The sequence below is a fragment of the Castellaniella defragrans genome (genome assembly GCF_014203015.1).
GTDB classification, from domain to species: domain Bacteria; phylum Pseudomonadota; class Gammaproteobacteria; order Burkholderiales; family Burkholderiaceae_B; genus Castellaniella; species Castellaniella defragrans.
This window is the reverse complement of sequence record NZ_JACHIB010000019.1, coordinates 83,967-109,845: the sequence shown is the minus strand read 5'-3', so window position 1 is coordinate 109,845 and position 25,879 is coordinate 83,967. Positions and strand designations below refer to the sequence as shown.

The window sequence follows — 25,879 nt, the reverse complement described above, 5'->3', positions numbered from 1 at the left end:
TATCGGCACATCTTTCCCCAAAATCTTGTTCGCACCTTGATTTTATGCGGGTTTCAGGGATGTGCCGATTCCTTTTGGTGAAAAATCCAGGCTAGTCATCGGATCCTGGAAGATCATCGAGACCTCGGAGCCGATCAGCGAGCGGCGCTGCTTTTCCGGCATGCGCAGCAGGTCGCGGCCGTCGAAGCGCAGGGCGTCGGCGTGCACCCGGCCGGGGAAGTCGATCAGCCCCATCAGGGCCAGCGAGCTGACGGATTTCCCCGAGCCGGATTCCCCCACCAGGCCGACCACCTCGCCCGCCTCGACGCGGTAGCTGATGCGGTCCACGGCCTTGAAGGGCGCGGCTTCGTCGCCGAAATGGACGGACAGGTTCTGGATTTCGAGCATGGTCCGTCTTCCTACACTTTCAGGCGCGGGTCGAGGGCGTCGCGCAGGCCGTCGCCCATCAGGTTGAAGGCCAGCACGGCCAGCAGGATGGCCAGGCCCGGGAAGGTCACGACCCACCAGGCGCTCTGCGCGAACTGCAGCACGTTGGCCAGCATGGTGCCCCATTCGGGGGTGGGCGGCTGCGCGCCCATGCCCAGGAAGCCCAGCGCGGCCATGTCCAGGATGGCGTTGGAAAAGCCCAGCGACGCCTGCACGATGAGCGGCGCCAGGCAGTTGGGCAGGATGTTGACGAACATCTGCCGCCAGGGGCCCGCCCCCACCACGCGCGAGGCGGTCACGTAGTCGCAGGTCATCTCGCGCAGCACCGCCGCGCGCGTCAGGCGCACGTAGTGCGGCAGCGCCACGAAGCTGAGCGCGAGCGAGGCGTTGACGATGGACGGCCCGAAGATGGCCACCAGCACCAGCGCCATCAGCAGGCTGGGCAGGGCCAGCATGATGTCCACCACGCGCATGATGGCGATGTCCACGATCCCGCCCGCGTAGCCGGCGATGACGCCGAAGAAGATCCCCAGCACCAGCGACACGCTGACCACCAGGAAGCCGACCAGCAGCGACAGGCGCGCGCCGTGCATCAGGCGCGAGAGGATGTCGCGGCCCACGTCGTCGGTGCCCAGCACGAAGCGCCAGGAGCCGCCGTCGAGCCAGGCGGGCGGCTGCAGCAGGGCGTCGCGGTATTGCATGGACGGGTCGTGCGGCGCGATCAGCCCCGCGAAGACCGCGATGAGCAGCATGGCGACGATGTAGTACAGGCCGGTCAGCGCTCCGCGGTTGCGGCTGAAGTCCTGCCAGAATGACTTGAACGGCCCCGGCGGCGCCGGGACGGCCGTGGCGGCGGCCGAGGTTGCCGCCGGATTTGGCGCCGGCGTCGCGTTGGAGCTTGCGGTCGCGGACATGTCAGTTCCTCCCCCGGCGATGGCGGATGCGCGGATCGGCCAGCCCGTACAGGATGTCCACGCACATGTTGACGATGATGATGAGGGTGGCGACCATCAGTACGCCGCCCTGGACGATCGGATAGTCGCGCTGCTCCAGGCCGTGGATCAGCCAGCGCCCGACGCCCGGCCAGGAAAAGATGGTTTCGGTCAGGATCGCCCCGACCATCAGCACGCCGACCTGCAGCCCGATCACCGTCAGCACCGGCAGCAGCGCGTTGCGCAGGGCGTGCACCACGACCACCCGCAGGCGCGACAGGCCCTTGGCCCGCGCGGTGCGGATGTAGTCCTCGTTCAGCACCTCCAGCATCGAGGAGCGCGTCATGCGCACGATCACCGCCAGCGGAATCGTCGCCAGCACGAAGGCCGGCAGCAGGATGTGGTGCAGGGCGTCGAGGAAATTGCCCTCTTCGCCGAACAGCAGCGTGTCGATCAGCATGAAACCGGTCAGCGGCTGGTCGGGGTCCAGGAACACCGCGGCGCCGATGCGGCCGGACACCGGCATCAGGTCCAGCTGCACGGACACCAGCATGATCAGCATCAGGCCCCACCAGAACACCGGCATGGAATAGCCGGTCAGGGCGGCGGTGATGGCGGCGTGGTCGAAGAAGGAGCCGCGCTTGACGGCGGCCAGCACGCCCACCGGGATGCCGATCAGCAGCGCGATCACCATGGCGACGGCGCTCAGTTCCAGCGTCGCCTGGAAGCGCGGCACGAACTCGGACCAGATCGGCTCGCGGGTGGTCAGCGAGGTGCCCAGGTCGCCGTGCAGCACGTTCCAGACGTAATGGCCGTACTGCACCCACAGCGGCTGGTCCAGGCCCAGCTGGGCCATCATGGCCGCATGGCGTTCGGGAGACAGGCCGCGTTCGCCCGCCATGATCATCACCGGGTCGCCGGGGATCAGATGGATGAACGCAAAGGTCAGCAGCGTGATACCGATGAACGTCGGGATGGCCAGGCCGACGCGTTTGAGGATGAAGGAAAGCATGGCGCGCAAGTGTCCCCGCGGGAGGGACCCGGTTGAGGAATGGCGATCCGCGCCCCTGCGGGACCTGTCAGGCAGGCGCAGGGGCGCGGATCGCGGGTCGGCGAAGAGGCTTACTTGCCGAGGCTGACGTGGTCGAAGATGTGGCGGCCCACCGGCGACACGGTATAGCCCTGGACGTCCTTGCGCAGCGGCTCGAACACCGTGGAGTGCGCGATCATGACGGCCGGGGCCTGCTCATGCATCATGACCTGGGCCTGCTTGTAGAGCTCGACGCGCTTGGCGTGGTCGGACGTGGTGCGGGCCGGCTGGATCAGCTCCTCGAAGGGCTGGTAGCACCAGCGGGAGTAGTTGGAGCCGTCCTTGGCCGCCGCGCAGCTGAACAGCGTCGCCAGGAAGTTGTCCGGGTCGCCGTTGTCGCCCGTCCAGCCGATCAGCATGGTCTGGTGCTCGCCGGCCTTGGTGCGCTTCAGGTATTCGCCCCATTCGTAGGTGACGATCTTGGCCTTGACGCCGATCTTGGCCCAGTCGGACTGGATCATCTCGGCCATGCGGCGCGCATTGGGGTTGTAGGGACGCTGCACCGGCATGGCCCACAGGTCGGTCTCGAAGCCGTCCGGATAGCCGGCCTCGGCCAGCAGGGCCTTGGCCTTGGCCACGTCGTGCGGCCAGTCCTGGACCGCGTCGTTGTAGCCCCACATCGTCGGCGGCAGCAGGTTCTTGGCCGGCTGGCCGGCGCCCTGGAAGACGGCAGCGATGATGGCGGGCTTGTCGATGGCCATGGACAGGGCCTGGCGCACGCGCACGTCGGTGTAGGGCTTCTTTTCGGTGTTGAAGGACAGGTAGCCGACGTTCAGGCCGGCCTGCTCCAGCAGCTGGATGTCCTTGTTCTTGCGCATCGCGTCCAGGTCGGCCGGGTTGGGGTACGGCATGGACTGGCATTCGTTCTTCTGCAGCTTGGCGTAGCGCACGGAAGCGTCGGGCGTGATGGCGAACACCAGGCGGCCGATCTTGGGCTGGTCGCCCCAGTAGGACTTGAACGCCTTATACAGGATGCGCGCGTCCTTCTGGTAGGTGACGAATTCAAAGGGGCCGGTGCCGATGGGATCGGTATCGACCTTCGAGGGCGTGCCGGCCTTCATCATGGCGTCGGCGTATTCGGCCGACTGGATGGAGGCGAAGTCCATGCCGAGGTTGGCGATGAACGGGGCTTCGGGACGGTTCAGGACGAAGCGGACGGTGTGGTCGTCCACCTTTTCGATGCGGTCGATGAGCTTGCCCATGCCCATGCCGTCGAAGTACTGGTAGGAGCCGTTCGAGACCTTGTGGAAGGGATGGTCGGCGTCCTTCTGGCGCAGGAACGAGAACAGCACGTCGTCGGCGTTGAAATCGCGGCTGGGCTTGAAGAGCTTGCTGGAATGGAACTTCACGCCCTTGCGCAGGTGGAAGGTGTAGACCTTGCCGTCTTCGCTGACGTCCCAGGATTCGGCCAGGCCCGGCACGATCTCGGTGGTGCCGGCCTTGAATTCGACCAGGCGGTCGAAGATGGGGTGGGTCGCGTCGTTGGTCGTGCCCGAGGTGAAGAACGCGGCGTTGAAGCCTTCGGGGGAGCCTTCGGAACAGTAGACGTAGCTCGTGTCGGCGGCCTGCGCGGTCGCCATGGCCATGGACACGAGGGCCAGGCCCAGGGTCCGCTTGAAGATCTTGTTCATCGTTACCTCTTTGAGTGTGACCACGAGTGGCGGAAAGACTCGACGGCGGGGTCGGATTGCGTCCCTGCTGTAAATTTTTTGAAACATAGCACAGAACGCCACGCACACTCCAGCACTCGGGCATCAAGGATTACCCGAGTGTCGATTCGCGCAATTTTGTGAAATGTCTTCCGCGCCGCGCGGCCCGCGGCCGTCCGCCATCCGCCGCACGGCCCGCAAGCCGCCCGGAGGAGCCCCGTCCGTCCCGGGGCGGGCCGGGCGGGCTTACTGGCCCAGACCCGCCAGGTCGCCGAACTGCGCGGCGAACTCGGCCGGCGACATCGCGCGGCCGTTGGCCGTGACCTGGCCGTCGGCATAGCGGTAGTCGGCCTCGATGGCGTCGCCCTGGCGCTGCACCAGGCCCTGGCGCTCCAGCCGGCCGACGTACTGGTCGAACAGCATGCTCGTCAGCGCCACGGCCATGTCGGCGCCCTCGCCGTGCTGCGTCTGGCGCACCACCTGCAGCAGCATGGGCTTGGACAGGCTCAGGTGCGCGGAGAGCTGGCGGATGGCGCTTTCGATCAGCCCGCCCAGGTCCGGCGGGGCGTCCTCCGGCGCCGGGCGGAATTCGGCCTGGGCCTTGAGCTCGCTCGTTCCCTGGGGGGTTTCCCAGCGCAGCGCGTCGAGCGTCAGGCGCGGGCCGGCGGCGAGCACGGGCACTGCCAGCGCGCGCAGGCGCTGGCGGTCCTGCTCCGACAGTTCCGCGTCCGGATCCTCGCGGCGATTGAGCTGCCCCAGCGCGTCGGCCAGGGCCTGCAGTCCGGCCACGTCCAGGTGCTCGGCGGACAGCGCCAGCGTGATCCGGCCCAGGTCCCGGCGATCGAGCTGCAGCTGGCCCAGGTCGTAGGCCAGGCGGCTGTCCAGCAGGCCGCCGGTGCGGACGGTGTCCGAGCTCAGCGACGGCCCGATGAACGCCAGGGCAGGCGCATCGGGGACGTCGACGTGGACCTCTCCGAACCGGGCGTGCTGCCGCGACTGCAGGTCGGCCTCGCCGCTGCGCGTCGTGCGGCCGTCGAGATCCAGGCCCTCGAACCGCACCCGGACGCCGGAATCCGCGTCCACCGCGGCCAGCCGGTCGATGCGCCCGGACACGGCCGCCTCGCGCGTGCCCGGATCGTAGTCGATGCGCACCAGGCCGCCGCTGAAGTCCAGCCGGTTGTCGGCCAGCCGGGTGGGCTCCAGGCGCCATTGCGAGGCCACCCGGCCGTCGAATCCGATCCGGGACCGCAGCGTCCAGGGCGCCGTGCCGGCCGGCTGTGCGTCGAACCAGGGCTGCCACAGGCCGCCCGGCAGAGGCTCGATCAGGCTCAGGGCCGCCGCGGGCCGCCATTCGCCCTGGCGCACGGCCGCCCAGGGCCAGGGGCCGTGCGCCAGGGCGTCATGCAGGCCCAGGGTCTGGTCGCGGCCCTCGTCGTCGCGGAACTGGAAGCCGTAGCGCACGTCCGAGGAAAACACGCCGCGCCGGTATGCCTGGATCGTCAGGACGGGGCGCGGATCGGCGGACGCCCACTGCGCGGCGATTTCCTGGTTGGCCTGATCGACCCAGGCCTCCACGCGCTCCTGGGCCAGGCGGCCGGCATACCAGGAGGCGCCCGTGTAGGCGAGGGCCAGGGCGGCCGCGACGGCGGCGGCGGTCTTCAGGGAGCGGTGGCTCATCGGGGATCTTCTCCATCGGGGCGCCCGGGGGCGCGGTCGTACAGCCGGATCAGTTGCGAGGCGTCCTGCGCCCCCAGGCCCTGGCGGCTGGCCAGGCGGTAGCTTTGCCCGGCGGCCGCGGCCACCGGCATGGCGGAGCCCTGGGCGCGCGCCAGCGCCGCCACGGTGTCCAGGTCCTTCAGCATGGTGTCCAGGGTAGCCTGGGCGGGCCCGGGCGCCTGGGTCATGCGCGGCACGAAAATGCGCAGCAGGGTGGAATCGGCCCAGCCGCCCGCCAGGGCCTCGTCCAGGCGCGCCGCATCCACCCCGGCGTCCCGCGCCAGGGCGACGGATTCGGCGATGGCGGCGATCGTGGCGGTCACGATGGTCTGGTTGCAGAGCTTGGCCACCTGGCCGCTGCCCACCGGGCCCATGTGGGTCACCCGGCTGGCGTAGGCCATCAGCAGCGGGGTCGCGCGGGCGCAGGCGTCGACCGGGCCGCCCGCCATGATGGCCAGGGTGCCGGCCGCCGCGCCGCCCGTGCCGCCGGACACGGGCGCGTCCAGCCAGACGGCGCCGTTGGCCTGCGCCAGCCGTCCGGCGAATTCGCGCGTCTCGGCCGGCGGAATGGAGGAATGGTCGATCAGCAGTTCCAGCGCGCCGGCCCGCGCCAGCCCGTCCGCGCCGAACACCACGTCGCGCACCGCCTCCGCATCGAACAGGCACAGGGCGACCCAGGCGCATCGTTCGCCCAGCTCGCGCAGGCTCGCGCAGGCGCGGGCGCCGGCCGCCTGGACGCCGCGCAGCGGGCCGGGGGAGCGGTTCCAGACGTGGACCTCGTGCCCGGCCTGCAGCAGGCGATGCACCATGGGCACGCCCATGCGGCCCAGTCCGCAGAATCCGATCTTCATGGCCGTCGGGTCCGTTTTGGGGTCTGTCGAGAGTCCGTTCGAGGGTCCGTTTGAGGGTCCGATCCGGGGATCCGTTCAGGGGTCCGGCCGGGAATCATTCGGGCCGCTTGCGGGACAGTTCGCGCGGCAGGGGGAAGGCGACCTGCTCGCGCACGCCGTCCAGGGGGCGCACGGAGCGCGCGCCCAGTTCCTTCAGCCGGCCGATCACCTGCTGCACCAGGACTTCGGGCGCGGAGGCCCCGGCGGTCACGCCGACCCGCCGGGCATTGCGCAGCCACTCGGGATCGATCATGTCGGGATGGTCGAGCAGGTAGGCGGTCACGCCCTTGCGCTCGGCGACTTCGCGCAGGCGGTTGGAGTTGGAGCTGTTGGGGCTGCCGACCACCAGCACCAGGTCGCATTGCGGCGCCATGACGCGCACCGCGTCCTGGCGGTTCTGCGTGGCGTAGCAGATGTCGCTTTTCTTGGGCTCGGCGATGCCGGGGAAGCGCCGGCGCAGGGCGTCGGCCACCTGGGCGGCGTCGTCGATGGACAGCGTGGTCTGGGTGACGAAGGCGAGACGGTCCGGATGGCGCACCTGGAGGGCCTGGACGTCTTCCACCGATTCGACCAGGTACATGCCATCGTCGGCCTGGCCCAGGGTGCCCTCGACTTCGGGGTGGCCGCGGTGGCCGATCATGATGACCTCGCGGCCTTCCTTGCGCATGCGGGCGACTTCGACGTGGACCTTGGTCACCAGCGGGCAGGTGGCGTCGAAGATGCGCTGGCCGCGCCGGGCGGCCTCGTCGCGCACGGCGCGCGAGACGCCGTGCGCCGAGAAGATGACGATCGCGCCCGAGGGCGCGTCCTCGAGCTCGTCGATGAAGACGGCGCCCTTGGCGCGCAGGTCCTCGACCACGTAGCGGTTGTGCACGATCTCGTGGCGCACGTAGATCGGCGCCCCGTGGATTTCGAGGGCGCGCTCGACGATCTCGATGGCCCGGTCCACCCCCGCACAGAAGCCGCGCGGCTGGGCCAGGACGATCTCGGCGCCGGGGGCGGCGGCCTCGCCGGCCGCGGCCGCGCCCATCGCGTCCGTGCTCAGGGGGGCCGCGCCGCTCACAGCACCCCCAGGATCTTGATCTCGACCTGCAGGTCGATGCCGGCCAGGGGATGGTTGAAGTCGAACAGGGCGGCGTCGTCCCGCAGGGTCTTGAGCACGCCGGAATAGCGGCCGCCGTTGGGCGCCACGAACTCGACCATGTCGCCCGCCTCGAATTCGGTGTCCGGCGGGGCGTTGCGCGTCATTTCGTCACGCGCGACCCAGCGCAGCAATTCGGGGTTGCGTTCGCCGTAGGCCTGGGCGGCCGGCACGTCCGCGGTGAAGTGCTCGCCCTCCGGGCGGTCGAGCAGCAGGGATTCGATGCCCGGCGCCCACTGGCCGATGCCCATCTGCAGCGTGGCGGGCCGATCCAGGAAGGTATCGACGAAGACGGTGCCGGCGCCGGGGCCCGTCAGCAGTTCGATGCGGTAGTGCAGCGTGACATAAGAGTCCGGTCGGACGTGCTGCGCGGCTTGGGTTGAAGTCAAAATGCCACCGTAAAGGGATTCAATGCAAACCTGATCATTTTAGGGCCTATCATGCCACAAGACACCCGATCTCCCTGTTCCGAACGTCCCCGGGAGCGCCTGCTGCGCCACGGCGCCCAGGCGCTGACGTCCGCCGAGCTGCTGGCGGTGCTGCTGCGCACCGGCACGCGCGGCAGCGACGCCGTGGACATGGGGCGCCGGATGATCGAGCATTTCGGCGGGCTGCGCCGCCTGCTGGCGGCGGAATCGTCGGCACTGCTGGCCTTCCCCGGCATGGGCGCGGCCAAGACCTGCGAACTGCTCGCGGTCCAGGAACTCAGCCGGCGCGCGGTCGAGGAGCCGCTGCGCAACGGCCGTGCCCTGAGCCAGCCCGAGCAGGTGAAGCGGTTCTGCGCGCTGCGCCTGGCGCACCTGCGGGTGGAGCACTGCATCGCCCTGTTCCTGGACAGCCAGCTGCAGCTCATCGAATGCGCGGAGGTCGCGCGCGGCACGCTGTCGCACGCCTCGATCTACCCCCGCGAGGTCGTGAAGGCCGCCCTGGGGCACCACGCCGCCGCCCTGATCCTGGCCCACAACCACCCTTCCGGCCTGGCCGAGCCCAGCCCGGCCGACGTCGCCCTGACGCGCCAGCTGAAGCAGGCCCTGGCCCTGGTGGACGTGCGGCTGCTGGACCACCTGATCGTCGGCGCCACCGAGGTCACGTCGCTGGCGGAGCGAGGGCAGGTGTGAACGGATTCTCCGTCGCGCTACGCCTTGACCGAAAAGCCGCTTGTACGGCGGGACCGTCTCGTGATGCGCGGCCAGCCGGGGCCGCCGGCAGACCCGCGTCTCTGGACCTTCCCTCGCCCGCGTAGTAGAATGGTGGGCTTATCTTGGATACGTTGCCAGGGTTCTGATGCGGATCGCATCCCTTTTGCAGGGAGTCCCCGCGTCCATCCGGCTGGCGGTCCCCCATCATCCACCCACGGATTTCATCATGAAAGAAGGCATTCATCCCGAATACCGCGAGGTCGTGTTCCTCGACCTGCAGACCGGCAACAAGTTCATCTCGCGCTCCTCGCTGAATACGCGCGAAACGACCGAGATCGACGGCAAGACCTACCCGCTCTTCAAGTGCGACGTGACCTCGGAATCGCATCCCTTCTACACCGGCGCCCAGACCCGCATCGTCGAGACCGGCCGCGTGGAAAAGTTCCGCGCCCGTTTTGCCCGCACCGCCGGCACCGTCAAGAAGTAAGTGCCCCCACGCTGCGCAAGTTCCAGCAGCAAGCAAGGGTTCCAGAAGGCAGCCGTCAGGCTGCCTTTTTCATTTAACATGGGCGCCATCCGCCCCCTTTTCCCTGGTGCTTCCCCGGTGCTGTCCCAAGACCTGCGATCGACGCCCGCCCGGCTGACGGCCACGGCCGCCGCCAAACTGCCCCGGCTGTTCCTGCTGGGCTTCGGGCTGGTCTACATCCTGGCCGGCCTGTTCTACCGCGACCCCTGGAAGACCGACGACGTCACCGGCCTGGCGACCATGCTCACGGCCCTGTCGGGCCGGGACCACGCCTGGCTGCTGCCCCAGGTGGGCCACCTGGCCCAGGCGCAGGACGGGCCGCTCGTCACCTGGGTGGGCGCCTTCTCCATCTGGGCGCTGCGCCCCCTGCTGGAACTGTTCGCCAGCCCCCTGGACGCGGCCATCATCGCTTCGCGCGTGCCCAATCTGCTGTGGTTCGCGCTGCTCACGGGCTCGATCTGGTACGGCACCTACCTGCTGGGCCGGCGCCCGGAGGCCCAGCCGCTGGCCCTGCCCTTCGGCGGCGAGCCCAATCCGCGCGACTACGGCCGCATGCTGGCCGACGCCGCCCTGCTGCTGATCGTGGCCACGGTCGGCATCGTCTGGCGCATGCACGAGACCGCCGAGATCCCGGCGCTGATCGCCTGCCAGGCGCTGGCCTTCTACGCCGTGGCCCGCATGCTGGACCATCCGGTGTCGGGCGCCGTCACCCTGGGACTCGCCGTGGGCCTGTCCTTCCTGGCGCGCGGCTGGCTGGGCTGCCTGCCGCTGATCCTGGCCGTGCCCGTCGCCTTCCTGCCGGGCGGCGCCCTGGCGGCCGAACGCAAATGGCTGGCGGCCAGCGCCCTGATCGCCGCCGCGCTGATCCTGCTGTGGTGGATACCCGCCCGGACGTTCGGTCCCTACTGGACCGACAGCTGGCTGCGCTGGACGCGCAACGCCTTCGACTGGCCCGACGCGCGATCCTGGGGCAGCATCCTGCGCGACCTGCCCTGGTTCCTCTGGCCGACCTGGCCGCTGGCCCTGCTGGCGCTGTGGCGCTGGCGCGGCTGGTTCGGCGCGCCGCACATCGGCATCCCGCTGGGCTTCGCCGCGGGGGCGCTGCTGACGCTGCTGGCCAGCGCCGACCCCTTCGAGCCCGAATACAGCACGCTCGCCGTGCCCTGCGCCGTCCTCGCCGCCTTCGCCCTGCCGACCCTGCGGCGCGGCGTGGTCAACACCCTGGACTGGTTCGCGGTGATGTGCTTTTCGCTGACGGCCGCCACGGTGTGGCTGGGCTGGGTGGCGCTGCAGGCCGGCTGGCCGGCCCAGATCGCCGCCAACATCACCCGCCAGACGCGCGGCTTCGAGCCCCACGTCGCCTGGCCCGCCGCGGCCTTCGCCGCGCTGGGCACCCTCGCCTGGATCGCCCTGGTGCGCTGGCGCCTGCGCAGCCACCCGGCCGGCCTGTGGCGCGGCACGGCGCTGTCGGCCGGCGGCCTGATCACCACCTGGCTGCTGCTGGCCACGCTCTGGATGCCGGCGCTCGACTACGTGCGCAGCTACCGCGCCGTCTCGGCCTCGCTGGCCGCGGCCCTGGCGCAGCACCGCCAGCCCGGCGAATGCGTCCGCACCCAGGGGCTGGGCAGCGGCCAGCGGGCGTCGTTCCTGGTCTTCGACGGCATCGAATTCAGCTTCGACGACGACTGCCCGCTGCTGCTGCAGCAGCTCAGCCCCCGCAGCCTGGAGACGGGAGAAGCCTGGCTGGCCGACCATCCCGCGCTCTGGGAAGGCCGCCGCGAGCCCGACCGCCACGAGATGTTCCGCCTGCTGCGCCTGAAACCCTAGGATCCCCGGGGCGCCCGTGCTCCGCGCCCCTTCCCCTTCCTTTCATTGCGATCCAATGAATTGCCGTCCGATGAATCCGTGCCTTCCATGACCGACGCCTCCCTCGCCGGCCGGCCCGCCGCCCCCTGGCGCACCATCCTGCGGCAGGCCTGGCCGATCCTGGTCAGCTCCTGGGCCGGGATCGTCTTCGCCGTCCTCGACACCGCCATGGTGGGCCACGCCAGCGCCGCCGACCTCCAGGCGATGTCGCTGGGCGCCTCGGTCTACATCACGGTCTTCGTCGGGCTGATGGGGGTGGTGCACGCCCTGATCCCGATCATCGCCCAGCACTTCGGCGCCGGCCGGCTGCGCGAGGCCGGCCGGGCCTGGGGCCAGGGCGTCTGGCTGGCCCTGCTCCTGTCGGCCCTGGGCGGCGCCAGCATGCTGTTTCCCGACGTCTGGCTCAGCCTGTCCGGCGACGTCGAGCCCGAAGTGCGCCGGCGGGTGGCGGGCTACCTGATCGCCCTCGCCCTGGCCCTGCCCCCGGCCCTGCTGTTCCGCACGATCTACGCCACCTCGACGGCCATCTCCCAGACCCGCGAGGTCATGGCGATCAATCTCGGCAGCATCGTCTTCAAGCTGCTGTTCAACGTCTGGTTCATCTTCGGCGGCCTGGGCCTGCCCGCGCTGGGCGTCGTCGGCGCGGGCATCGCCACCCTGGCGGTGAACTGGATGATGCTGGCCGCCGGCCTGTGGATGATCCGCCACCGGCGCGCCTTCCGCGCCCTGGCCCCGCGGCTGGAACGCCCGCGCTGGGCCGACCAGAAGGAACTGCTGCGCCTGGGGCTGCCCATGGGCGGGTCCTACCTGATCGAAGTCTGCGCCTTCAGCTTCATGGCGCTGCTGATCGCCCGCGACGGCCTGTACGTCAGCGGCGCGCAGCAGATCCTGGCCAACCTGATCGCCCTGGCCTACATGCTGCCGATGTCGCTCAGCCTGGCCACCGCCTCGCTCACGGCCCAGGCCGTGGGCGCGCTCGACCCGGCGCTGGCGCGGCGCACGGGGCTGAGCGGGATCGGCCTGGTGGCCCTGGGCGCCCTGCTCACCGGCGTGGTCCTGATCGTGGGCCAGGACGCCATCGTGCGCGCCTACACGGACGAGGTCCGGGTGGCCGCGATCGCCCTGACGCTGCTGCAGATCGCGCCGTGGTTCCATTTCTGGGACGCCATGCACTGCATCAGCGCCTACATCCTGCGCGCCTACAAGATCGCGCTGGTGCCGCTGATCCTGCAGGTCACCGCGCTGACCGGGCTGGGCCTGGTGGGCGGCTGGTGGCTGGGCTACGGGCCGGCGGCGGGGGCCCTCGCCCCGCTGGCGCGCCGGCTGATGTCGGGCGCGCCCGTGGGCGCCGCCACCATGTGGATCATGGCGATGCTCGGGCTGCTGCTGTCGGCCCTGCTGCTGTTCACCTGGTACGGCCACGTGCTGCGCCGGCAGGCGCGCGGCGCCTGAGCCGGGGCCGGCCCGGGGGCGCCGGCGGCCCCGGAGCGCGCGGCTCCGCGGGCGATCAGGCGGCCTGCCCGGATCCGGCGGCCTGCTCGGCCGGTTCCGGGTCCGGCCCCGCTTCGCCCGAACCGTTGGTGGTGGCGGCGGTCACCAGTTCCACCACCTTGCTGCGCGACAGCACGCCGATGAACTCGCCCTGCTCGCCCGTCACCGCCAGCGGCTCGGGCGTGCGCAGCAGCCGCGCCAGGACTTCGTCCAGCCCGGCCGAAGCCGGCACGGACGCCATGTCGCTCAGATGCCGGGAAATGTCGCGCGCGCCCGCCTGCGCGGCGCGCTGCGCATCGGCGCGCATCAGCACGCCCGCCAGGCGCTTGCCGTCCAGCACGGCGGCGTAGTCGTAGTCCCGGGCGGCCAGGCGCTCCAGCGCATGCGCCGGGTGCGTGCGCATGGTCAGCGTCAGGGGGCGCTCGTTGCAGGCGTGGGACGCGTTCAGGACCTTGCCCCGGTTCACGTCCTGCAGGAAGGACTCGATGTAGTCGTTGGCCGGCGACAGCAGGATGTCCTCGGGCGTGCCTTCCTGGATCAGTTCGCCGTCCTTCAGGATGGCGATCCGGTTGCCCAGGCGCAGGGCCTCGTCCAGGTCGTGGGTGATGAAGACGATGGTCTTGTTCAGCCTCGCCTGCAGGGCCAGCAGCTGGTCCTGCATCTCATGGCGGATGAGCGGATCCAGGGCGGAGAACGCCTCGTCCATCAGCAGGATCTCGGCATCCGTGGCCAGCGCCCGGGCCAGGCCCACGCGCTGCTGCATGCCGCCGGAGAGCTGGTGGGGATACTGGGCCTCGAAGCCGGACAGACCGACCTGCTCCAGCCAGTGGCGCGCACGCTCGTTGCGCGCGTCCCGGCGCACGCCCTGCACCGCCAACCCGTAGGCGGCGTTGTCCAGCACCGTGCGGTGCGGCAGCAGGCCGAAGCGCTGGAACACCATGCTCATCTTGCTCTGGCGGAAGCGTTCCAGTTCGCGCGGCTTGAGGCTGACCACGTCCACCCCGTCGACCAGGATCTGCCCGGCACTGGGCTCGATCAGGCGGTTGAAGTGCCGGATCAGCGTGGACTTGCCCGAGCCCGACAGCCCCATGATGACGTGGATGTGGCCTTCCTCGATGGACAGGCTGATGTCGCGCAGGCCCAGGGTGTGGCCGCTGCGCTCCAGCAGGGCCTCCTTGGACAGGCCCTCGCGGGCGGCGGGCAGCCAGCGCTCCGGGTGCGGGCCGAAGATCTTGTAGATGTTGCGGACTTCAATCTTGCTCATGTCAGTTCCCCCGCACCTGCCAGCGCCGGCCGAACCGCTGGGTGATGCGGTCGAAGATGATGGCCAGGATCACGATCCCCAGTCCGGCCAGCAGGCCGCGCCCGACCTGCAGGCGGTTGATGCCCTGCAGGACCTCGTAGCCCAGGCCGCGCACGCCGATCATGGAGGCGATCACCACCATGGCCAGCGCCATCATGGTGGTCTGGTTGATGCCCGCCATGATGTTGGGCAGCGCCAGCGGCAGCTGCACGCCGAAGAGCTGGCGGCTGCGGCTGGCGCCGAAGGCGCGCGAGGCCTCCAGCACCTCCGCGTCCACCAGGCGGATGCCCAGGTCGGTGAGGCGGATGACGGGCGGCACGGCGTAGATCACCGTGGCGAACAGCGCCGCCAGCTTGCCCAGGTTGAACAGCATGACCACCGGGATCAGGTAGACGAAGCTGGGCATGGTCTGCATGACGTCCAGGACCGGCAGCATCACGGCGCGCACCCAGCGGAAGCTGGCCATGGCGATCCCCAGGGGGATGCCGATGATCACCGAGAACGCCACCGCCACGATCATCAGCGACAGCGTCTGCATGGCGGCCTCCCACAGGCCGATGGCCCCCACCAGGCACAGCAGCGCCCCCATGGCCAGGCTGAAGCGCCAGGCGCGGCTGCCCAGCCAGGCCAGGCCCATGATGACGGCCACGACCGCCCACCACGGCGAATGCCGCAACAGGCCGTCGGACCAGACCAGCAGATCGAGCAGGGGCTGGGTCAGGGCGCGCAGCACGTCGGAATACTGCGTCACCAGCCCATTGACGAACTCGTCGATGGGCCGCTGCAGATCCCGCGCCGCAATCAGTTCGGGAAACATGCGGGCCTCCTTACAGGGCGGCCTTGACACGCTCCGTCACGTCGGCGGGCAGCCATGCGGACCAGACGGCCTGCTGGTTCTTCAGGAACCACATCGCCGTGGGCTGGGGCTCGGCCTCGTTCTTTTCCATGTAGGCCATGGTCTGGTTCATCACGTCCAGGGGCACCTTGACCTTGGACAGGAACCCGGTCAGCTTGGGCGCGTCCTGGGTGAATTTGGCGGTGACCGCCGTGAACACCGGGTTTTCCGGATAGTCCGAGGCCTGGGGATTCTCGCAGTTCGGATCGGTCAGGCATTTCTGCCTGGCGGCGTCGTAGGGCGGCAGCTCCAGCTTGACCAGGTCCATGGAGCCCACCAGCGGGGTCGGGAACCAGTAGTAGAAGACGACGTTTTCCTTGCGCTGGTAGGCCGCCGTCAGGGCCGCCTTCTGGGTCGCGCCGGTGCCCGGCGAAAACAGCGTGAAGGTGTCGCCCAGGCCCAGGGCCTTGAACAGGTTGGTGCTGACGACCTCGCAGCCCCAGCCGGCCGGGCAGCCGTAGAAGCGGCCCTTGGAAGGTTCCTCCGGGTCCTTGAAGGCGTCCTTGAACTTCGGCAGGTCGGCGGCCTTTTTCAGCCCGGGCAGGCGTTCGGCCGTGTACTTGGGGATGAACCAGGCTTCGCCGCCCATGTAGATGTCGCCGATGCGCTTGACGCGGCCGGTGGCCTCGGCCTTGGTCCAGGGCTCCAGGGTGCTGTTCAGCCAGATCTCGCTGTTGATGTCCAGGTCGCCGCGTTCGAGCGCCGCCAGGGCCGGCAGGGTTTCCGTCGGCAGGACCTCGGAGTCGCAGCCGTAGCCGTGCTTGGCGATGAAGCGTTCGACTTCCACCAGGACCAGGTTGGATTCCCAGTTCATGCCGCCGAAGCGCACGGCGCGGTCGAGCTCGCATTGCGGCGCGTCGGCCGCCCGGGACACGGACGGGGCCAGCGACAGGCCCGCGAGCGCGGCCGACAGGGCGAAGCCCAGCGCGGCACGGGACAGGCGGGGGGAACGGATCGCACGGGGCGACGAAAAAGCGGAGATGGACATGAATGCCTCCTTTGGGTTACGGAGACGCCGGATACGCGATGCGGGGCCGACGCCATAGCTTAGGGGAGGGTGTGCGGAAGACGGCCGCGGGCCGCCAATACATACCAGCACTGCAGGCGCGCGAGCGCCCTGGACAGACAGGGCCGGGTCGGGCGGACACGGACGCTGTCAGGATTGAAAAAAAGAACTACAGAAGAAGCGCTATTTTACACACCGGATGACGGAAAATAAACCCGGTTGACGAAAACCGGCCGGAACCGGGCGCGGAACGGGGGATGGAAACGCCGGGAACGCGGGCGGGTTTCCTTCACCGCGCGGCCCGCATGCCGCCCGGATCCGCCGGGCACGGAACGGTCCGCAGGGACTGTTCCGTGTCCGGCCTCGTTCACTGCGCGTGCCCCCCGGCGCCGGCCGGGGGATGGAGCGGATGGATTCAGCGGTCGCGGTAGATGTAGTCGCGCCGCCAGGGATAGGCCTGCCCCGGCGGGTAGTCCAGCTCGTCGGAGCGGCCCGTCGGCTGGGGCTGGGCGAGGATCTGGTGCAGGGCGATCCAGCCGTGCTCGAAGCCCATGGCGCAGCCCGCCAGGTACATCCGGTAGGCCCGCAGCGAACGCTCGCCCTGGGGGGTGTTCAGGATGGCGCGGGCCTCGTCCAGGCGGGCTTCCAGGGCGTCGCTCCAGGCCCACAGCGTGCGCGCGTAGTGCGGCCGCAGGTTCTCGACGTCGAGGTCCTCCAGGCCGGCCTCGGCCAGGGTCTGCTGCACGTAATGGATGTGGGACAGCTCGCCGCCGGGGAAGATGAACTTCTCGATGAATCCCCCCATGCCCGCGCCCAGTTCGGTGTTGTCCAGCCCGCCCGCCGTGATGCCGTGGTTCAGGATCAGGCCGCCGGAGCGCACCAGCCGGCGCAGCTTGGAAAAATAGCCGGTCAGCTGGGCCCGCCCCACGTGCTCGAACATGCCCACCGAGGCGATCTTGTCGTAGGGCCGGGATTCGTCGAGCTTGCGGTAGTCCAGCAGTTCCATGCGCACGCGCCCGGCCAGGCCTTTTTCCTGGATCAGGCGGTTGACGTAGGCATGCTGGTTGTTCGACAGGGTGATGCCGGTGACATCGACGTCGTAGTTTTCCGCCGCCCACAGCATCAGGCCGCCCCAGCCGCCGCCCACGTCCAGGAAGCGCTCGCCCGGCTTGAGGGCGAGCTTGCGGCAGATGTGGTCGAGCTTGGCTTCCTGGGCCTGGGCGACGGTGAAGCCGGGCTCGCGGTAGTAGGCGCAGGAATACACCCGGCGCGGGTCCAGCCACAGGGCGTAAAAGTCGTCCGACAGGTCGTAGTGGAATTCGATCTGCCGCGCGTCGCGCTCGATCGAATGGCGCCAGACCGACACCAGCCGCTTCACCAGGCTGGTGAGCCAGCCCGAGCGGGCCAGATCGACGGGCGACCCGGGCAGGATGCTGGCCGCCATGCGCATCAGGTCCCGCATGGAGCCGTCGAACTCGAACTTGCCCTCGACGTAGTCCTCGCCCAGGACGCCGACCTCGCCCGCCGCGAAATGCGCCAGCACGGCCGCGTCGCGCACGCGCAGGCGGACCGCGGCGTCGGCGGGGCCGATCTTCTGTCCGTCCGGCAGTTCCATGGAAACCGGCATGGGCAATGACCCAAGTTTGTTCTCGATGATCGATGCGGTTGCACTCAACGGGGCCTCCCTCAGTCATATGAAAGACCTTGTTATAGTAGCGCCAATCCCCACCGCTTCAAGCATCCGCCTCCGGCGCGTTTCCGGCCCCTCCCCGCTCCCATGGTTTTCCCTTCGGCTTCCCCCTCGTCCCCGCCGCTGCTGCCTCCCTGGCTGATCCTGATGGGCGCGCTGGCCGCTCTCGGCCCCCTGGCCATCGACATGTACCTGCCCGCCTTCGGCGCCATGGCGGCCGACCTGGGCGTCCATCCGGGGCAGGTCGAGCGCACCCTGGCCAGCTATCTGCTGGGCCTGGCCCTGGCCCAGCTGGTCTACGGCCCGCTGGCCGACCGCTACGGCCGCAAGCCGCCGCTGCTGCTGGGCCTGACGCTGTTCGCTGTGGCATCCGTCGCCTGCGCGCTGAGCCGGGACATCGACCACCTGATCCTGTGGCGCGTGGTGCAGGCCTTCGGCGGCGCCGCCGGCATGGTCGTCCCCCGCGCCGTGATCCGCGACCACCTGGACACGCGCGAGGCCGCCCAGGCCCTGTCCCTGCTGATGCTGGTGATGGGCGTGATGCCCATCCTGGCGCCGTTGCTGGGCGGCCAGGCCGTGACGCTGGGTTCCTGGCGCACCGTGTTCTACCTGATGGGCCTGGCCGGCGTCGGCCTGTGGCTGGCCGTGGCGCTGTACATGCGCGAGTCCCTGGACCCGGCGCGGCGCGCGCCGCTGGCCGTCGGCGCCATCGCCGCCAGCTTCCGCCTGCTGCTGACCCACCGCCGCTTCATGGGCTACACCCTGGCGGGCGGCTTCGGCTCGGGCGGCCTGTTCGCCTACATCTCCGGCTCGCCCCAGGTCTTCATCACGATCTACGGCATCGATCCGCGCTGGTTCGGCCTGCTGTTCGGCCTGAACGCCGCCGCGCTGATCGTGGCCTCGCAGGCCAGCGCCCGCCTGCTGAACCGCCATCCGCCGATCCGCCTGCTGGCGCGCGCCCAGGGCACGCTGGTGCTGATGACGCTGTGCGGCCTGGCGCTGACCCTGCTGGACTGGATCTCCCTGCCCCTGCTGATGCTGTGCCTGATGGGCTTCATGGCCAGCCAGGGCTTCGTCGGCCCCAACGCCGCCGCCCTGGCCCTGGCCAACCAGGGCCCGCGCCTGGGCGTGGCCTCGGCGCTGATGGGCTCGCTGCAGATGCTCTGCGGCGCCCTGGCGGGCTTCGCCGTCAGCGCCTGGCACACCGGCACTCCCCTGCCGCTGACCGCCGTGCTGGCGGCCTGCGCGGTCCTGTCGTGGCTTTCCGGCCGCATCGCCATGCGATCGCCCCGGCAACCCGCTTGATCTGCATGGCAATTTGAGTATAGAATGCAAGGCTTTCCCGATATACATATACAGAGGTGAGACCATGGCACGCGTATGCCAAGTAACCGGCAAAGGCCCGATGGTGGGCAACAACGTCTCGCACGCGAACAACAAAACCAAGCGTCGTTTCCTGCCCAACCTGCAATCGCGCCGGTTCTGGGTCGAATCCGAAAACCGCTGGGTGCGCCTGCGCGTATCCACCAAGGCCCTGCGCACCATCGACAAGAACGGCATCGACGCCGTCCTGGCCGACCTGCGTGCCCGTGGCGAACTGGCCTGATCGGCCGCCCCTAGGAGCACATCATGGCTAAAGGCATCCGCGAGAAAATCAAGCTCGAATCGACCGCCGGCACGGGTCACTTCTACACGACCACGAAAAACAAGCGCAACATGCCGGAAAAGATGCTGATCAAGAAGTTCGATCCGGTCGCGCGCAAGCACGTCGACTACAAGGAAACCAAGCTGAAATAATCCGGGGCCGCCTCTCCCGGACCGTCTCACCGGTTTTCCTCGAATCCCCGCCCGCGAGCGGGGATTTTTCTTTGTCGCGCCAAGACACTTCCAGGGGCAGGCTGGGCGGGCCTGTCCCGACCAGACACACAGACCCTCTATAATGTCGGGCTGGCCCTTTTCATTCCCCTTTCCCAGACAGATCCATGCAGGAACGCTACCTTCCGAACCAGGTCGAAACCGAAGCCCAGGCCCACTGGCGCGCAGGCGACGTCTACCGCGTCACCGAGCACGCCACCCTTGCGGACGGCTCGCCCAAGCCCAAGTTCTACGCCTGCTCGATGCTGCCCTACCCCAGCGGCAAGCTCCACATGGGTCACGTGCGCAACTACACCATCAACGACATGATGACCCGCCAGCTGCGCATGCGCGGATACAACGTCCTCATGCCCATGGGCTGGGACGCCTTCGGCATGCCGGCGGAAAACGCCGCCATGAAGTCCGGCGTCCCCCCGGCCCAGTGGACCTACGACAACATCGCCTACATGAAGAAGCAGATGCAGGCGATGGGGCTGGCGATCGACTGGTCGCGCGAGATGTGCGCCTGCGATCCGGCCTACTACAAATGGAACCAGTGGCTGTTCCTGAAGATGCTGGAAAAGGGCATCGCCTACCGCAAGACCCAGGTCGTCAACTGGGATCCGGTCGACCAGACCGTGCTCGCCAACGAACAGGTCATCGACGGCCGCGGCTGGCGCTCCGGCGCCCTGGTGGAAAAGCGCGAAATCCCCGGCTACTACCTGCGCATCACCGACTACGCCGACGAACTGCTCGACACCCTGAAGGACGGCCTGCCCGGCTGGCCGGAACGCGTGCGCCTGATGCAGGAAAACTGGATCGGCAAGAGCGAGGGCGTGCGCTTCGCCTTCCGCCACGACATCCGCGACGAGCAGGGCCGGCTGATCCAGGACGGCCTGATGCACGTCTTCACGACGCGCGCCGACACCATCATGGGCGTCACCTTCTGCGCCGTGGCGCCGGAACATCCCCTGGCCGCCCACGCCGCGCGCGGCAACGCCGGGCTGGCCGCCTTCATCGAGGCCTGCCGCCAGGGCGGCACCACCGAGGCCGAACTCGCCACGCGCGAAAAGGAAGGCCTGCCCACCGGCCTGTCCGTCATCCATCCCCTCACGGGCGAGCCCGTGCCGGTGTGGGTCGGCAACTACGTCCTCATGAGCTACGGCGACGGCGCGGTCATGGGCGTGCCCGCCCACGACGAACGCGACTTCGCCTTCGCGCGCAAGTACGGCCTGCCCATCCGCCAGGTCATCGCCGCCGAAGGCAAGACCTATTCCACCGAAGCCTGGCAGGACTGGTACGCCGACAAGCAGATCGGCCGCACCGTCCAGTCCGGCAAGTACGACGGCCTGAGCACCGCCGAAGCCATCCAGGCCGTGGCCGCCGACCTGAAGGCCCAGGGCCTGGGCGAACTGCGCATCACCTGGCGCCTGCGCGACTGGGGCATTTCGCGCCAGCGCTACTGGGGCACCCCGATCCCCATCATCCACTGTCCCGACTGCGGCCCGGTCCCGGTCCCTGAAAAGGACCTGCCCGTGGTGCTGCCCGAGCACCTCGTCCCCGACGGCACCGGCAACCCCCTGGCCAAGGACGAGGCCTTCCTGTCCTGCCACTGCCCGTCCTGCGGCAAGCCGGCGCGGCGCGAAACCGACACCATGGACACCTTCATCGATTCGTCCTGGTATTTCATGCGCTACACCTCGCCGGGCAACGACCAGGCCATGGTGGATGCCCGCAACGACTACTGGATGCCGATGGACCAGTACATCGGCGGCATCGAGCACGCCGTGCTGCACCTGCTGTACGCGCGCTTCTGGACGCGGGTGATGCGCGACCTGGGCATGGTGAAGTTCTCCGAGCCCTTCACGCGGCTGCTATGCCAGGGCATGGTGCTCAACCACATCTATTCGCGCAAGAACGCGCGCGGCGGCATCGAATACTTCTGGCCCGACCAGGTGGAGAACATCACCGACGACAAGGGCGGCATCGTCGGCGCGCGCCTGAAGTCCGACGGCTCGCCGGTGGACTACGGCGGCATCGGCACCATGTCCAAGTCCAAGAACAACGGCGTCGATCCGCAGTCCCTGATCGACGGCCTGGGCGCAGACACCGCCCGCCTGTTCGTGATGTTCGCCAGTCCCCCCGAGCAGACCCTGGAATGGTCGGACTCCGGCGTCGAGGGCGCGCACCGCTTCCTGCGCCGCCTGTGGGCCTTCTGCCATGGCCACCACGACGACATCCGCCGGCACGCGGCCGCGCCCCTCGACGGGGCCGCGCTGGACGAGGCCGCCGCCGGCCTGCGCCGCCAGATCCACGGCCTGCTGCGCCAGGCGGACTACGACTACCAGCGCATCCAGTACAACACCGTGGTCTCCACGGCCATGAAGATGCTCAACACGCTGGAATCGGCCGCCCAGGCGGGCGTGTCCGGCCCGGCCCTGGCCGAATCCGCCTCCATCCTGCTGCGCGTCCTGTACCCCGTGGTGCCGCACGTCACCTGGCAGCTGTGGCGCGAACTGGGCCTGGCCGACGCGCTGGGCGACCTGCTCGACGCCCCCTGGCCCCAGGTGGACGAAGCCGCCCTGCGCGCCGACACGGTCGAGCTGGTGCTGCAGGTCAACGGCAAGGTCCGCGGCCAGCTCGACGTGCCCCAGGAAGCCGACAGGCCCGCCATCGAGGCCCTGGCCCGGGCGCACGAAGCCGTCGCCCGCTTCCTCGAAGGCCGCGAGCCCAAGCGCGTGGTGGTCGTGCCGGGCCGGCTGGTCAACGTCGTCGGCTGAGGCCACAACATGCCCATGGTTCCCTTCGCCTTCCTGCCGCGCCTCCTGCGCCTCGCCCTGGCCGGCCTCGCCCTGCTGGTGCTGGGCGCCTGCGGCTTCCACCTGAAGGGCGCCACGCCGCTGCCCTTCCAGACGATCTACACCAACATCAACCTGGATTCCGAATTCGGCGCCCGGCTGCGCCGCGCCATCACGGCCAACTCGCCCGGCACCCGCTTCACCGACCGCCGCCAGGACGCCGACGTCTACCTGCACCAGACCTCCGAATCGCAGAACCTGCGCCAGCTGTCCCTGGACGCCGACGGCCGGGTCGAGGAATACGAGCTGAACCTGGCCTTCCAGTTCGAGCTGCTGGACCGCGGCGGCCACGTGCTGCTGCCGCCCACCACCCTGCTCAGCGTGCGCGAGCTGCCCTACAACGACCGCATCGTCCAGGCCAAGGAAGGCGAAATCGAGCGCACCTTCAGGGACATGCGCAACAGCCTGATCGACCAGATCCTGCGCCGCATGAGTTCGCCCGAGGTCCGCGCCGCCTACGCCAACGCCGCCGAGCGCCCCGTCGTGCCCATGCCCGACGACGCCGTCCTCGACGCCGCGCCGCCGGCCGGGCCGGCCCCGATCCGGCCCTAGGCCATGGCGCGCGCCTCGGCTGCGGACCGCCTGACCGAGCACTATGCCGGCGCCGGCGAGCTGCCGGCCTGCACGGTCCTGAGCGGCGACGAGATCCTGCTGCTCACCGAGGCGGCCGACGCCTACCGCGCCGCCGCCCTCCGGCTGGGCTGCGCCGAGCGCACCCACCTGGTGATGGACGCCCGCAGCGACTGGAGCACGGCGCTGGCGGCCTCGCAGAACACCTCCCTGTTCGGCGACCTGCGCCTGCTGGAAATCAGCGTGCCCACCGGCAAGCCCGGCAAGACCGGGGCCGACACCCTGCAGAAACTGGCCGCGATGGCCGGCGACGGACACCTGCCCGACGTGCGGATCCTGATCCGCCTGCCGCAGCTGGACCGGGCCACGCAGCAGGCCAAGTGGGTCCAGGTCCTGAAGGCCGGCGCCGCCTGGACCGACATCCCCTCGATCCCGCGCACGGCGCTGCCCGACTGGATCGCCGCCCGCCTGGAACGCCAGGGCCACACGGCCGACGCCGAAACGCTGGCCTGGCTGGCCGACAAGGTCGAAGGCAACCTGCTGGCCGCCCATCAGGAAATCCAGAAGCTCGCCCTGCTGCATCCCGCCGGGCCGCTCGGCCTGGAACAGGTCCAGGCCGCCGTGCTGAACGTGGCCCGCTACAATCTCTACGATCTGCGCGACGCCATGCTGCTGGGACAGGCGGACCGGGCGCTGACCGTGCTGCGCGGGCTGCAGGCCGAAGGCGAGGCCCTGCTGCTGGTGCTCTGGGCCGTCGGCGAGGAAATCCGCATCCTGGCGCGCCTGGCGCCCCACGCCCGCAGCGGCCTGGACGCCGCGCTGCGCGCCCAGCGCCTGTTCGGCGCGCGCGAAAAGCTGGCGCGCCAGGCGCTGGCCCGGGTGCCCGCGGCGGCCTGGGCCCCGGCCCTGCGCCACGCCCACGAAATCGACCGTATCATCAAGGGAATCCCGGTCGCCGGACGCCTGCAGGATCCCTGGGACGAACTGGAGCGGCTGGTGATGCGCATCGCCACCGCGGGATCGCCGCGACGATGACTTTCCGCCGCCGGGCCGCCCCCGGGCGGAAGGCGCCCCGCCCGGGACGCGCTCCGCGGGCGCGGCGCGGGGGCTTTTTGACGGACACGACATGAACGACACCACCACCGGCTTTTCCATGCAGACCCTGGGCCGCCAGGCCCGCCAGGCGGCGCGCATCCTGCGCTCGGCCTCCGGCGCCGCCAAGGCCGCCGCTCTGCGCGCCATGGCCGACGGCCTGCGCGCCCGCCGCGCCTGGCTGCAGGCCGAAAACGGACACGACCTGCGCGCCGCCGCCGAACGCGGGCTGGACGCCCCCATGATGGACCGCCTGCGCCTGTCCGACCGGGCGCTGGACCTGATGATCGAGGGCCTGCTCCAGATCGCCGCCATGCCCGACCCCGTCGGCAGCCTCAGCGAAACCACCACCCGGCCCAACGGCATGCGCGTGGCGCGCATGCGCGTGCCGCTGGGCGTGATCGGCATCATCTACGAATCCCGCCCCAACGTGACCATCGACGCCGCCGCCCTGTGCCTCAAATCGGGCAACGCCACCATCCTGCGCGGCGGCAGCGAGGCCTTCCATTCCAACCGCGCCCTGGGCGCGATCATCCAGGCGGGCCTGGAAGCCGCCGGCCTGCCGCCGCACGCGGTGCAGGTCGTGGACACCACCGACCGCGCCGCCGTGGGCGAGATGATCACCCACCCGGAATGGATCGACGTCATCATCCCGCGCGGCGGCAAGGGCCTGATCGCCCGCCTGGCCGACGAATCGCGCGTGCCCCTGATCAAGCACCTGGAAGGCAACTGCCACGTCTACGTGGACAAGGCCGCCGACCTGGACCGCGCCCTGGACATCGCCATCAACGCCAAGACCTACCGGACCGGCATCTGCGGCGCCATGGAAACCCTGCTGGTGCACGCGGACGTGGCCGACGCCTGGCTGCCGCGCGCCGGCGCCCGCTTCGCCGAACTGGGAGTCGAACTGCGCGCCTGTCCGCGCGCCGCCGCCCTGCTGCCCGGCTCGATCCCGGCCACGGAGGCCGACTGGGCCACGGAATTCCACGCCCCCATCCTGGCCGTGCGGGTGGTGGACTCCCTGGACGAGGCCATGGACCACATCGCGCGCTACAGCTCCGAGCACACCGAGTCCATCGTCACCGAGGACCTCTCCGCCGCCCAGCGATTCCAGCGCGAGGTCGATTCCAGCTCGGTCTACGTCAACCTGCCCACCTGCTTCGCCGACGGCTACGAATACGGCCTGGGCGCGGAGATCGGCATTTCCACCAACCGCCTGCACGCCCGCGGCCCGGTCGGGCTCGAAGGCCTGACCATCCAGAAATGGGTGCTGACCGGAGAAGGCCAGCTGCGGGAATGAGCATCCCATCGTCATAGCAAGGATTCTCATGCTCTGGGTCAAGGCCTTCCACATCCTGTTCGTCACGTCCTGGTTCGCCGGGCTGTTCTACCTGCCGCGCATCTACGTCAACCTGGCCCAGGCGGGCGACCCGGCCGTGCGCGCCACGCTGCTGGGCATGGCGCGGCGCCTGTACCGCTTCATGACGCCGCTGGCCGCGCTGGCGCTGGCGCTGGGCCTGTGGCTGTGGCTGGGCTACGGCATCGGCCGGGGCCAGGGCTGGATGCACGCCAAGCTGCTGGCCGTGGCCGGCCTGCTGGTCTTCCACCTGGCCTGCCGCCACCACCTGCGCGCCCTCACCGCCGGCACCAGCCGGCATTCCCACCGCTACTTCCGCTGGTTCAACGAAATTCCGGTCCTGCTGCTGCTGCTGGTCCTGATCCTGGTGGTCGTCAAACCCTTCTGA

At 69.7% G+C, this 25,879-nt stretch carries 24 protein-coding genes; 12 read left to right on the top strand and 12 right to left on the bottom strand.

The window, feature by feature from the left end; translation table 11 throughout:
* Positions 1–42 precede the first annotated feature (42 nt).
* The 8 genes from HNR28_RS15510 to HNR28_RS15475 all read right to left on the bottom strand — a co-directional run bounded on the left by HNR28_RS15510 (position 43) and on the right by HNR28_RS15475 (position 8,233).
* A complete protein-coding gene (locus HNR28_RS15510) occupies positions 43–387 on the bottom strand; it encodes an ATP-binding cassette domain-containing protein (RefSeq protein ID WP_184143036.1) in 345 nt (114 codons plus the stop codon).
* Between the two features lie 11 nt (positions 388–398).
* Positions 399–1,340, bottom strand: a complete 942-nt coding sequence (gene dppC, locus HNR28_RS15505; protein WP_151024771.1) for a dipeptide ABC transporter permease DppC — start codon at positions 1,338–1,340, stop codon at positions 399–401.
* Between the two features lies 1 nt (position 1,341).
* Positions 1,342–2,370 (bottom strand): dipeptide ABC transporter permease DppB, encoded by a 1,029-nt coding sequence (gene dppB, locus HNR28_RS15500; RefSeq protein WP_151024770.1) that lies wholly within the window; start codon positions 2,368–2,370, stop codon positions 1,342–1,344.
* Positions 2,371–2,480: 110 nt separating this feature from the next.
* Positions 2,481–4,079 carry an ABC transporter substrate-binding protein gene (locus tag HNR28_RS15495; RefSeq protein ID WP_151024769.1) on the bottom strand — a complete coding sequence of 533 codons (1,599 nt, stop codon included), beginning with the start codon at positions 4,077–4,079 and terminating at the stop codon, positions 2,481–2,483.
* A 264-nt stretch (positions 4,080–4,343) separates the two neighbouring features.
* A complete protein-coding gene (locus HNR28_RS15490; protein WP_043681046.1) occupies positions 4,344–5,774 on the bottom strand; it encodes a YdgA family protein in 1,431 nt (476 codons plus the stop codon).
* Entirely contained in the window at positions 5,771–6,664 is an 894-nt protein-coding gene (locus tag HNR28_RS15485; RefSeq protein ID WP_151024768.1) for an NAD(P)-dependent oxidoreductase, read from the bottom strand. The genes HNR28_RS15490 and HNR28_RS15485 overlap by 4 nt, the downstream gene beginning before the upstream one ends.
* Before the next feature lie 94 nt (positions 6,665–6,758).
* Entirely contained in the window at positions 6,759–7,733 is a 975-nt protein-coding gene (ispH, locus tag HNR28_RS15480; protein ID WP_151024775.1) for a 4-hydroxy-3-methylbut-2-enyl diphosphate reductase, read from the bottom strand.
* Between the two features lie 29 nt (positions 7,734–7,762).
* Positions 7,763–8,233: an FKBP-type peptidyl-prolyl cis-trans isomerase gene (locus HNR28_RS15475; protein ID WP_151024767.1), complete on the bottom strand. Its 471-nt coding sequence runs from the start codon at positions 8,231–8,233 to the stop codon at positions 7,763–7,765.
* Positions 8,234–8,284: 51 nt separating this feature from the next.
* Between HNR28_RS15475 and radC the strand changes: the two genes are divergently transcribed.
* The 4 genes from radC to HNR28_RS15455 all read left to right on the top strand — a co-directional run bounded on the left by radC (position 8,285) and on the right by HNR28_RS15455 (position 12,827).
* Positions 8,285–8,962, top strand: coding sequence for a RadC family protein (gene radC, locus HNR28_RS15470; protein WP_043681037.1), 678 nt, complete (start codon positions 8,285–8,287; stop codon positions 8,960–8,962).
* A 247-nt stretch (positions 8,963–9,209) separates the two neighbouring features.
* The gene (locus HNR28_RS15465; RefSeq protein WP_043681035.1) at positions 9,210–9,470 is read left to right on the top strand and encodes a type B 50S ribosomal protein L31; all 261 of its coding nucleotides are present in this window, start codon (positions 9,210–9,212) and stop codon (positions 9,468–9,470) included.
* Between the two features lie 120 nt (positions 9,471–9,590).
* Positions 9,591–11,336: an ArnT family glycosyltransferase gene (locus HNR28_RS15460; RefSeq protein ID WP_151024774.1), complete on the top strand. Its 1,746-nt coding sequence runs from the start codon at positions 9,591–9,593 to the stop codon at positions 11,334–11,336.
* An 87-nt stretch (positions 11,337–11,423) separates the two neighbouring features.
* Positions 11,424–12,827: an MATE family efflux transporter gene (locus HNR28_RS15455; protein ID WP_151024766.1), complete on the top strand. Its 1,404-nt coding sequence runs from the start codon at positions 11,424–11,426 to the stop codon at positions 12,825–12,827.
* A 55-nt stretch (positions 12,828–12,882) separates the two neighbouring features.
* On the opposite strand, the gene HNR28_RS15450 is transcribed toward HNR28_RS15455, so the two are convergent.
* The 4 genes from HNR28_RS15450 to HNR28_RS15435 all read right to left on the bottom strand — a co-directional run bounded on the left by HNR28_RS15450 (position 12,883) and on the right by HNR28_RS15435 (position 17,697).
* The gene (locus HNR28_RS15450) at positions 12,883–14,130 is read right to left on the bottom strand and encodes a quaternary amine ABC transporter ATP-binding protein (RefSeq protein ID WP_043681029.1); all 1,248 of its coding nucleotides are present in this window, start codon (positions 14,128–14,130) and stop codon (positions 12,883–12,885) included.
* A gap of 1 nt (position 14,131) precedes the next feature.
* The gene (locus tag HNR28_RS15445) at positions 14,132–14,986 is read right to left on the bottom strand and encodes an ABC transporter permease (protein WP_151025171.1); all 855 of its coding nucleotides are present in this window, start codon (positions 14,984–14,986) and stop codon (positions 14,132–14,134) included.
* Between the two features lie 10 nt (positions 14,987–14,996).
* Complete coding sequence (locus HNR28_RS15440) at positions 14,997–16,052, bottom strand: ABC transporter substrate-binding protein (RefSeq protein WP_151025169.1); 1,056 nt, start codon at positions 16,050–16,052, stop codon at positions 14,997–14,999.
* Between the two features lie 433 nt (positions 16,053–16,485).
* Positions 16,486–17,697 (bottom strand): class I SAM-dependent methyltransferase, encoded by a 1,212-nt coding sequence (locus HNR28_RS15435; RefSeq protein WP_409360360.1) that lies wholly within the window; start codon positions 17,695–17,697, stop codon positions 16,486–16,488.
* 150 nt (positions 17,698–17,847) lie between these two features.
* Here HNR28_RS15435 and HNR28_RS15430 point away from each other — a divergent pair, with 150 nt between their 5' ends.
* The 8 genes from HNR28_RS15430 to HNR28_RS15395 all read left to right on the top strand — a co-directional run bounded on the left by HNR28_RS15430 (position 17,848) and on the right by HNR28_RS15395 (position 25,879).
* Complete coding sequence (locus tag HNR28_RS15430; protein ID WP_244978327.1) at positions 17,848–19,065, top strand: Bcr/CflA family multidrug efflux MFS transporter; 1,218 nt, start codon at positions 17,848–17,850, stop codon at positions 19,063–19,065.
* A 64-nt stretch (positions 19,066–19,129) separates the two neighbouring features.
* The gene (gene rpmB / locus HNR28_RS15425) at positions 19,130–19,366 is read left to right on the top strand and encodes a 50S ribosomal protein L28 (RefSeq protein WP_043681023.1); all 237 of its coding nucleotides are present in this window, start codon (positions 19,130–19,132) and stop codon (positions 19,364–19,366) included.
* A 23-nt stretch (positions 19,367–19,389) separates the two neighbouring features.
* Positions 19,390–19,557: a 50S ribosomal protein L33 gene (rpmG, locus tag HNR28_RS15420; protein WP_003810296.1), complete on the top strand. Its 168-nt coding sequence runs from the start codon at positions 19,390–19,392 to the stop codon at positions 19,555–19,557.
* 185 nt (positions 19,558–19,742) lie between these two features.
* Positions 19,743–22,394, top strand: coding sequence for a leucine--tRNA ligase (gene leuS, locus HNR28_RS15415; protein WP_151025167.1), 2,652 nt, complete (start codon positions 19,743–19,745; stop codon positions 22,392–22,394).
* Between the two features lie 9 nt (positions 22,395–22,403).
* A complete protein-coding gene (locus HNR28_RS15410) occupies positions 22,404–23,024 on the top strand; it encodes an LPS-assembly lipoprotein LptE (RefSeq protein WP_242404274.1) in 621 nt (206 codons plus the stop codon).
* A 3-nt stretch (positions 23,025–23,027) separates the two neighbouring features.
* On the top strand, positions 23,028–24,077 hold the full coding sequence (gene holA, locus HNR28_RS15405; protein WP_043681015.1) for a DNA polymerase III subunit delta: 1,050 nt from the start codon (positions 23,028–23,030) through the stop codon (positions 24,075–24,077).
* Positions 24,078–24,168: 91 nt separating this feature from the next.
* Positions 24,169–25,434, top strand: coding sequence for a glutamate-5-semialdehyde dehydrogenase (locus tag HNR28_RS15400; protein WP_151025165.1), 1,266 nt, complete (start codon positions 24,169–24,171; stop codon positions 25,432–25,434).
* A 28-nt stretch (positions 25,435–25,462) separates the two neighbouring features.
* Positions 25,463–25,879, top strand: coding sequence for a CopD family protein (locus HNR28_RS15395; protein WP_151025163.1), 417 nt, complete (start codon positions 25,463–25,465; stop codon positions 25,877–25,879).

What these genes read in the sequence shown, in the direction of transcription:
- HNR28_RS15510 (WP_184143036.1), bottom strand. Translation starts at nt 387, where the DNA reads ATGCTCGAAATCCAGAACCTGTCCGTCCATTTCGGCGACGAAGCCGCG.
- dppC (WP_151024771.1), bottom strand. Translation starts at nt 1,340, where the DNA reads ATGTCCGCGACCGCAAGCTCCAACGCGACGCCGGCGCCAAATCCGGCG.
- dppB (WP_151024770.1), bottom strand. Translation starts at nt 2,370, where the DNA reads ATGCTTTCCTTCATCCTCAAACGCGTCGGCCTGGCCATCCCGACGTTC.
- HNR28_RS15495 (WP_151024769.1), bottom strand. Translation starts at nt 4,079, where the DNA reads ATGAACAAGATCTTCAAGCGGACCCTGGGCCTGGCCCTCGTGTCCATG.
- HNR28_RS15490 (WP_043681046.1), bottom strand. Translation starts at nt 5,774, where the DNA reads ATGAGCCACCGCTCCCTGAAGACCGCCGCCGCCGTCGCGGCCGCCCTG.
- HNR28_RS15485 (WP_151024768.1), bottom strand. Translation starts at nt 6,664, where the DNA reads ATGAAGATCGGATTCTGCGGACTGGGCCGCATGGGCGTGCCCATGGTG.
- ispH (WP_151024775.1), bottom strand. Translation starts at nt 7,733, where the DNA reads ATGGGCGCGGCCGCGGCCGGCGAGGCCGCCGCCCCCGGCGCCGAGATC.
- radC (WP_043681037.1), top strand. Translation starts at nt 8,285, where the DNA reads ATGCCACAAGACACCCGATCTCCCTGTTCCGAACGTCCCCGGGAGCGC.
- HNR28_RS15465 (WP_043681035.1), top strand. Translation starts at nt 9,210, where the DNA reads ATGAAAGAAGGCATTCATCCCGAATACCGCGAGGTCGTGTTCCTCGAC.
- HNR28_RS15455 (WP_151024766.1), top strand. Translation starts at nt 11,424, where the DNA reads ATGACCGACGCCTCCCTCGCCGGCCGGCCCGCCGCCCCCTGGCGCACC.
- HNR28_RS15450 (WP_043681029.1), bottom strand. Translation starts at nt 14,130, where the DNA reads ATGAGCAAGATTGAAGTCCGCAACATCTACAAGATCTTCGGCCCGCAC.
- HNR28_RS15445 (WP_151025171.1), bottom strand. Translation starts at nt 14,986, where the DNA reads ATGTTTCCCGAACTGATTGCGGCGCGGGATCTGCAGCGGCCCATCGAC.
- HNR28_RS15440 (WP_151025169.1), bottom strand. Translation starts at nt 16,052, where the DNA reads ATGTCCATCTCCGCTTTTTCGTCGCCCCGTGCGATCCGTTCCCCCCGC.
- HNR28_RS15435 (WP_409360360.1), bottom strand. Translation starts at nt 17,697, where the DNA reads ATGCCGGTTTCCATGGAACTGCCGGACGGACAGAAGATCGGCCCCGCC.
- HNR28_RS15430 (WP_244978327.1), top strand. Translation starts at nt 17,848, where the DNA reads ATGGTTTTCCCTTCGGCTTCCCCCTCGTCCCCGCCGCTGCTGCCTCCC.
- rpmB (WP_043681023.1), top strand. Translation starts at nt 19,130, where the DNA reads ATGGCACGCGTATGCCAAGTAACCGGCAAAGGCCCGATGGTGGGCAAC.
- rpmG (WP_003810296.1), top strand. Translation starts at nt 19,390, where the DNA reads ATGGCTAAAGGCATCCGCGAGAAAATCAAGCTCGAATCGACCGCCGGC.
- leuS (WP_151025167.1), top strand. Translation starts at nt 19,743, where the DNA reads ATGCAGGAACGCTACCTTCCGAACCAGGTCGAAACCGAAGCCCAGGCC.
- HNR28_RS15410 (WP_242404274.1), top strand. Translation starts at nt 22,404, where the DNA reads ATGCCCATGGTTCCCTTCGCCTTCCTGCCGCGCCTCCTGCGCCTCGCC.
- holA (WP_043681015.1), top strand. Translation starts at nt 23,028, where the DNA reads ATGGCGCGCGCCTCGGCTGCGGACCGCCTGACCGAGCACTATGCCGGC.
- HNR28_RS15400 (WP_151025165.1), top strand. Translation starts at nt 24,169, where the DNA reads ATGAACGACACCACCACCGGCTTTTCCATGCAGACCCTGGGCCGCCAG.
- HNR28_RS15395 (WP_151025163.1), top strand. Translation starts at nt 25,463, where the DNA reads ATGCTCTGGGTCAAGGCCTTCCACATCCTGTTCGTCACGTCCTGGTTC.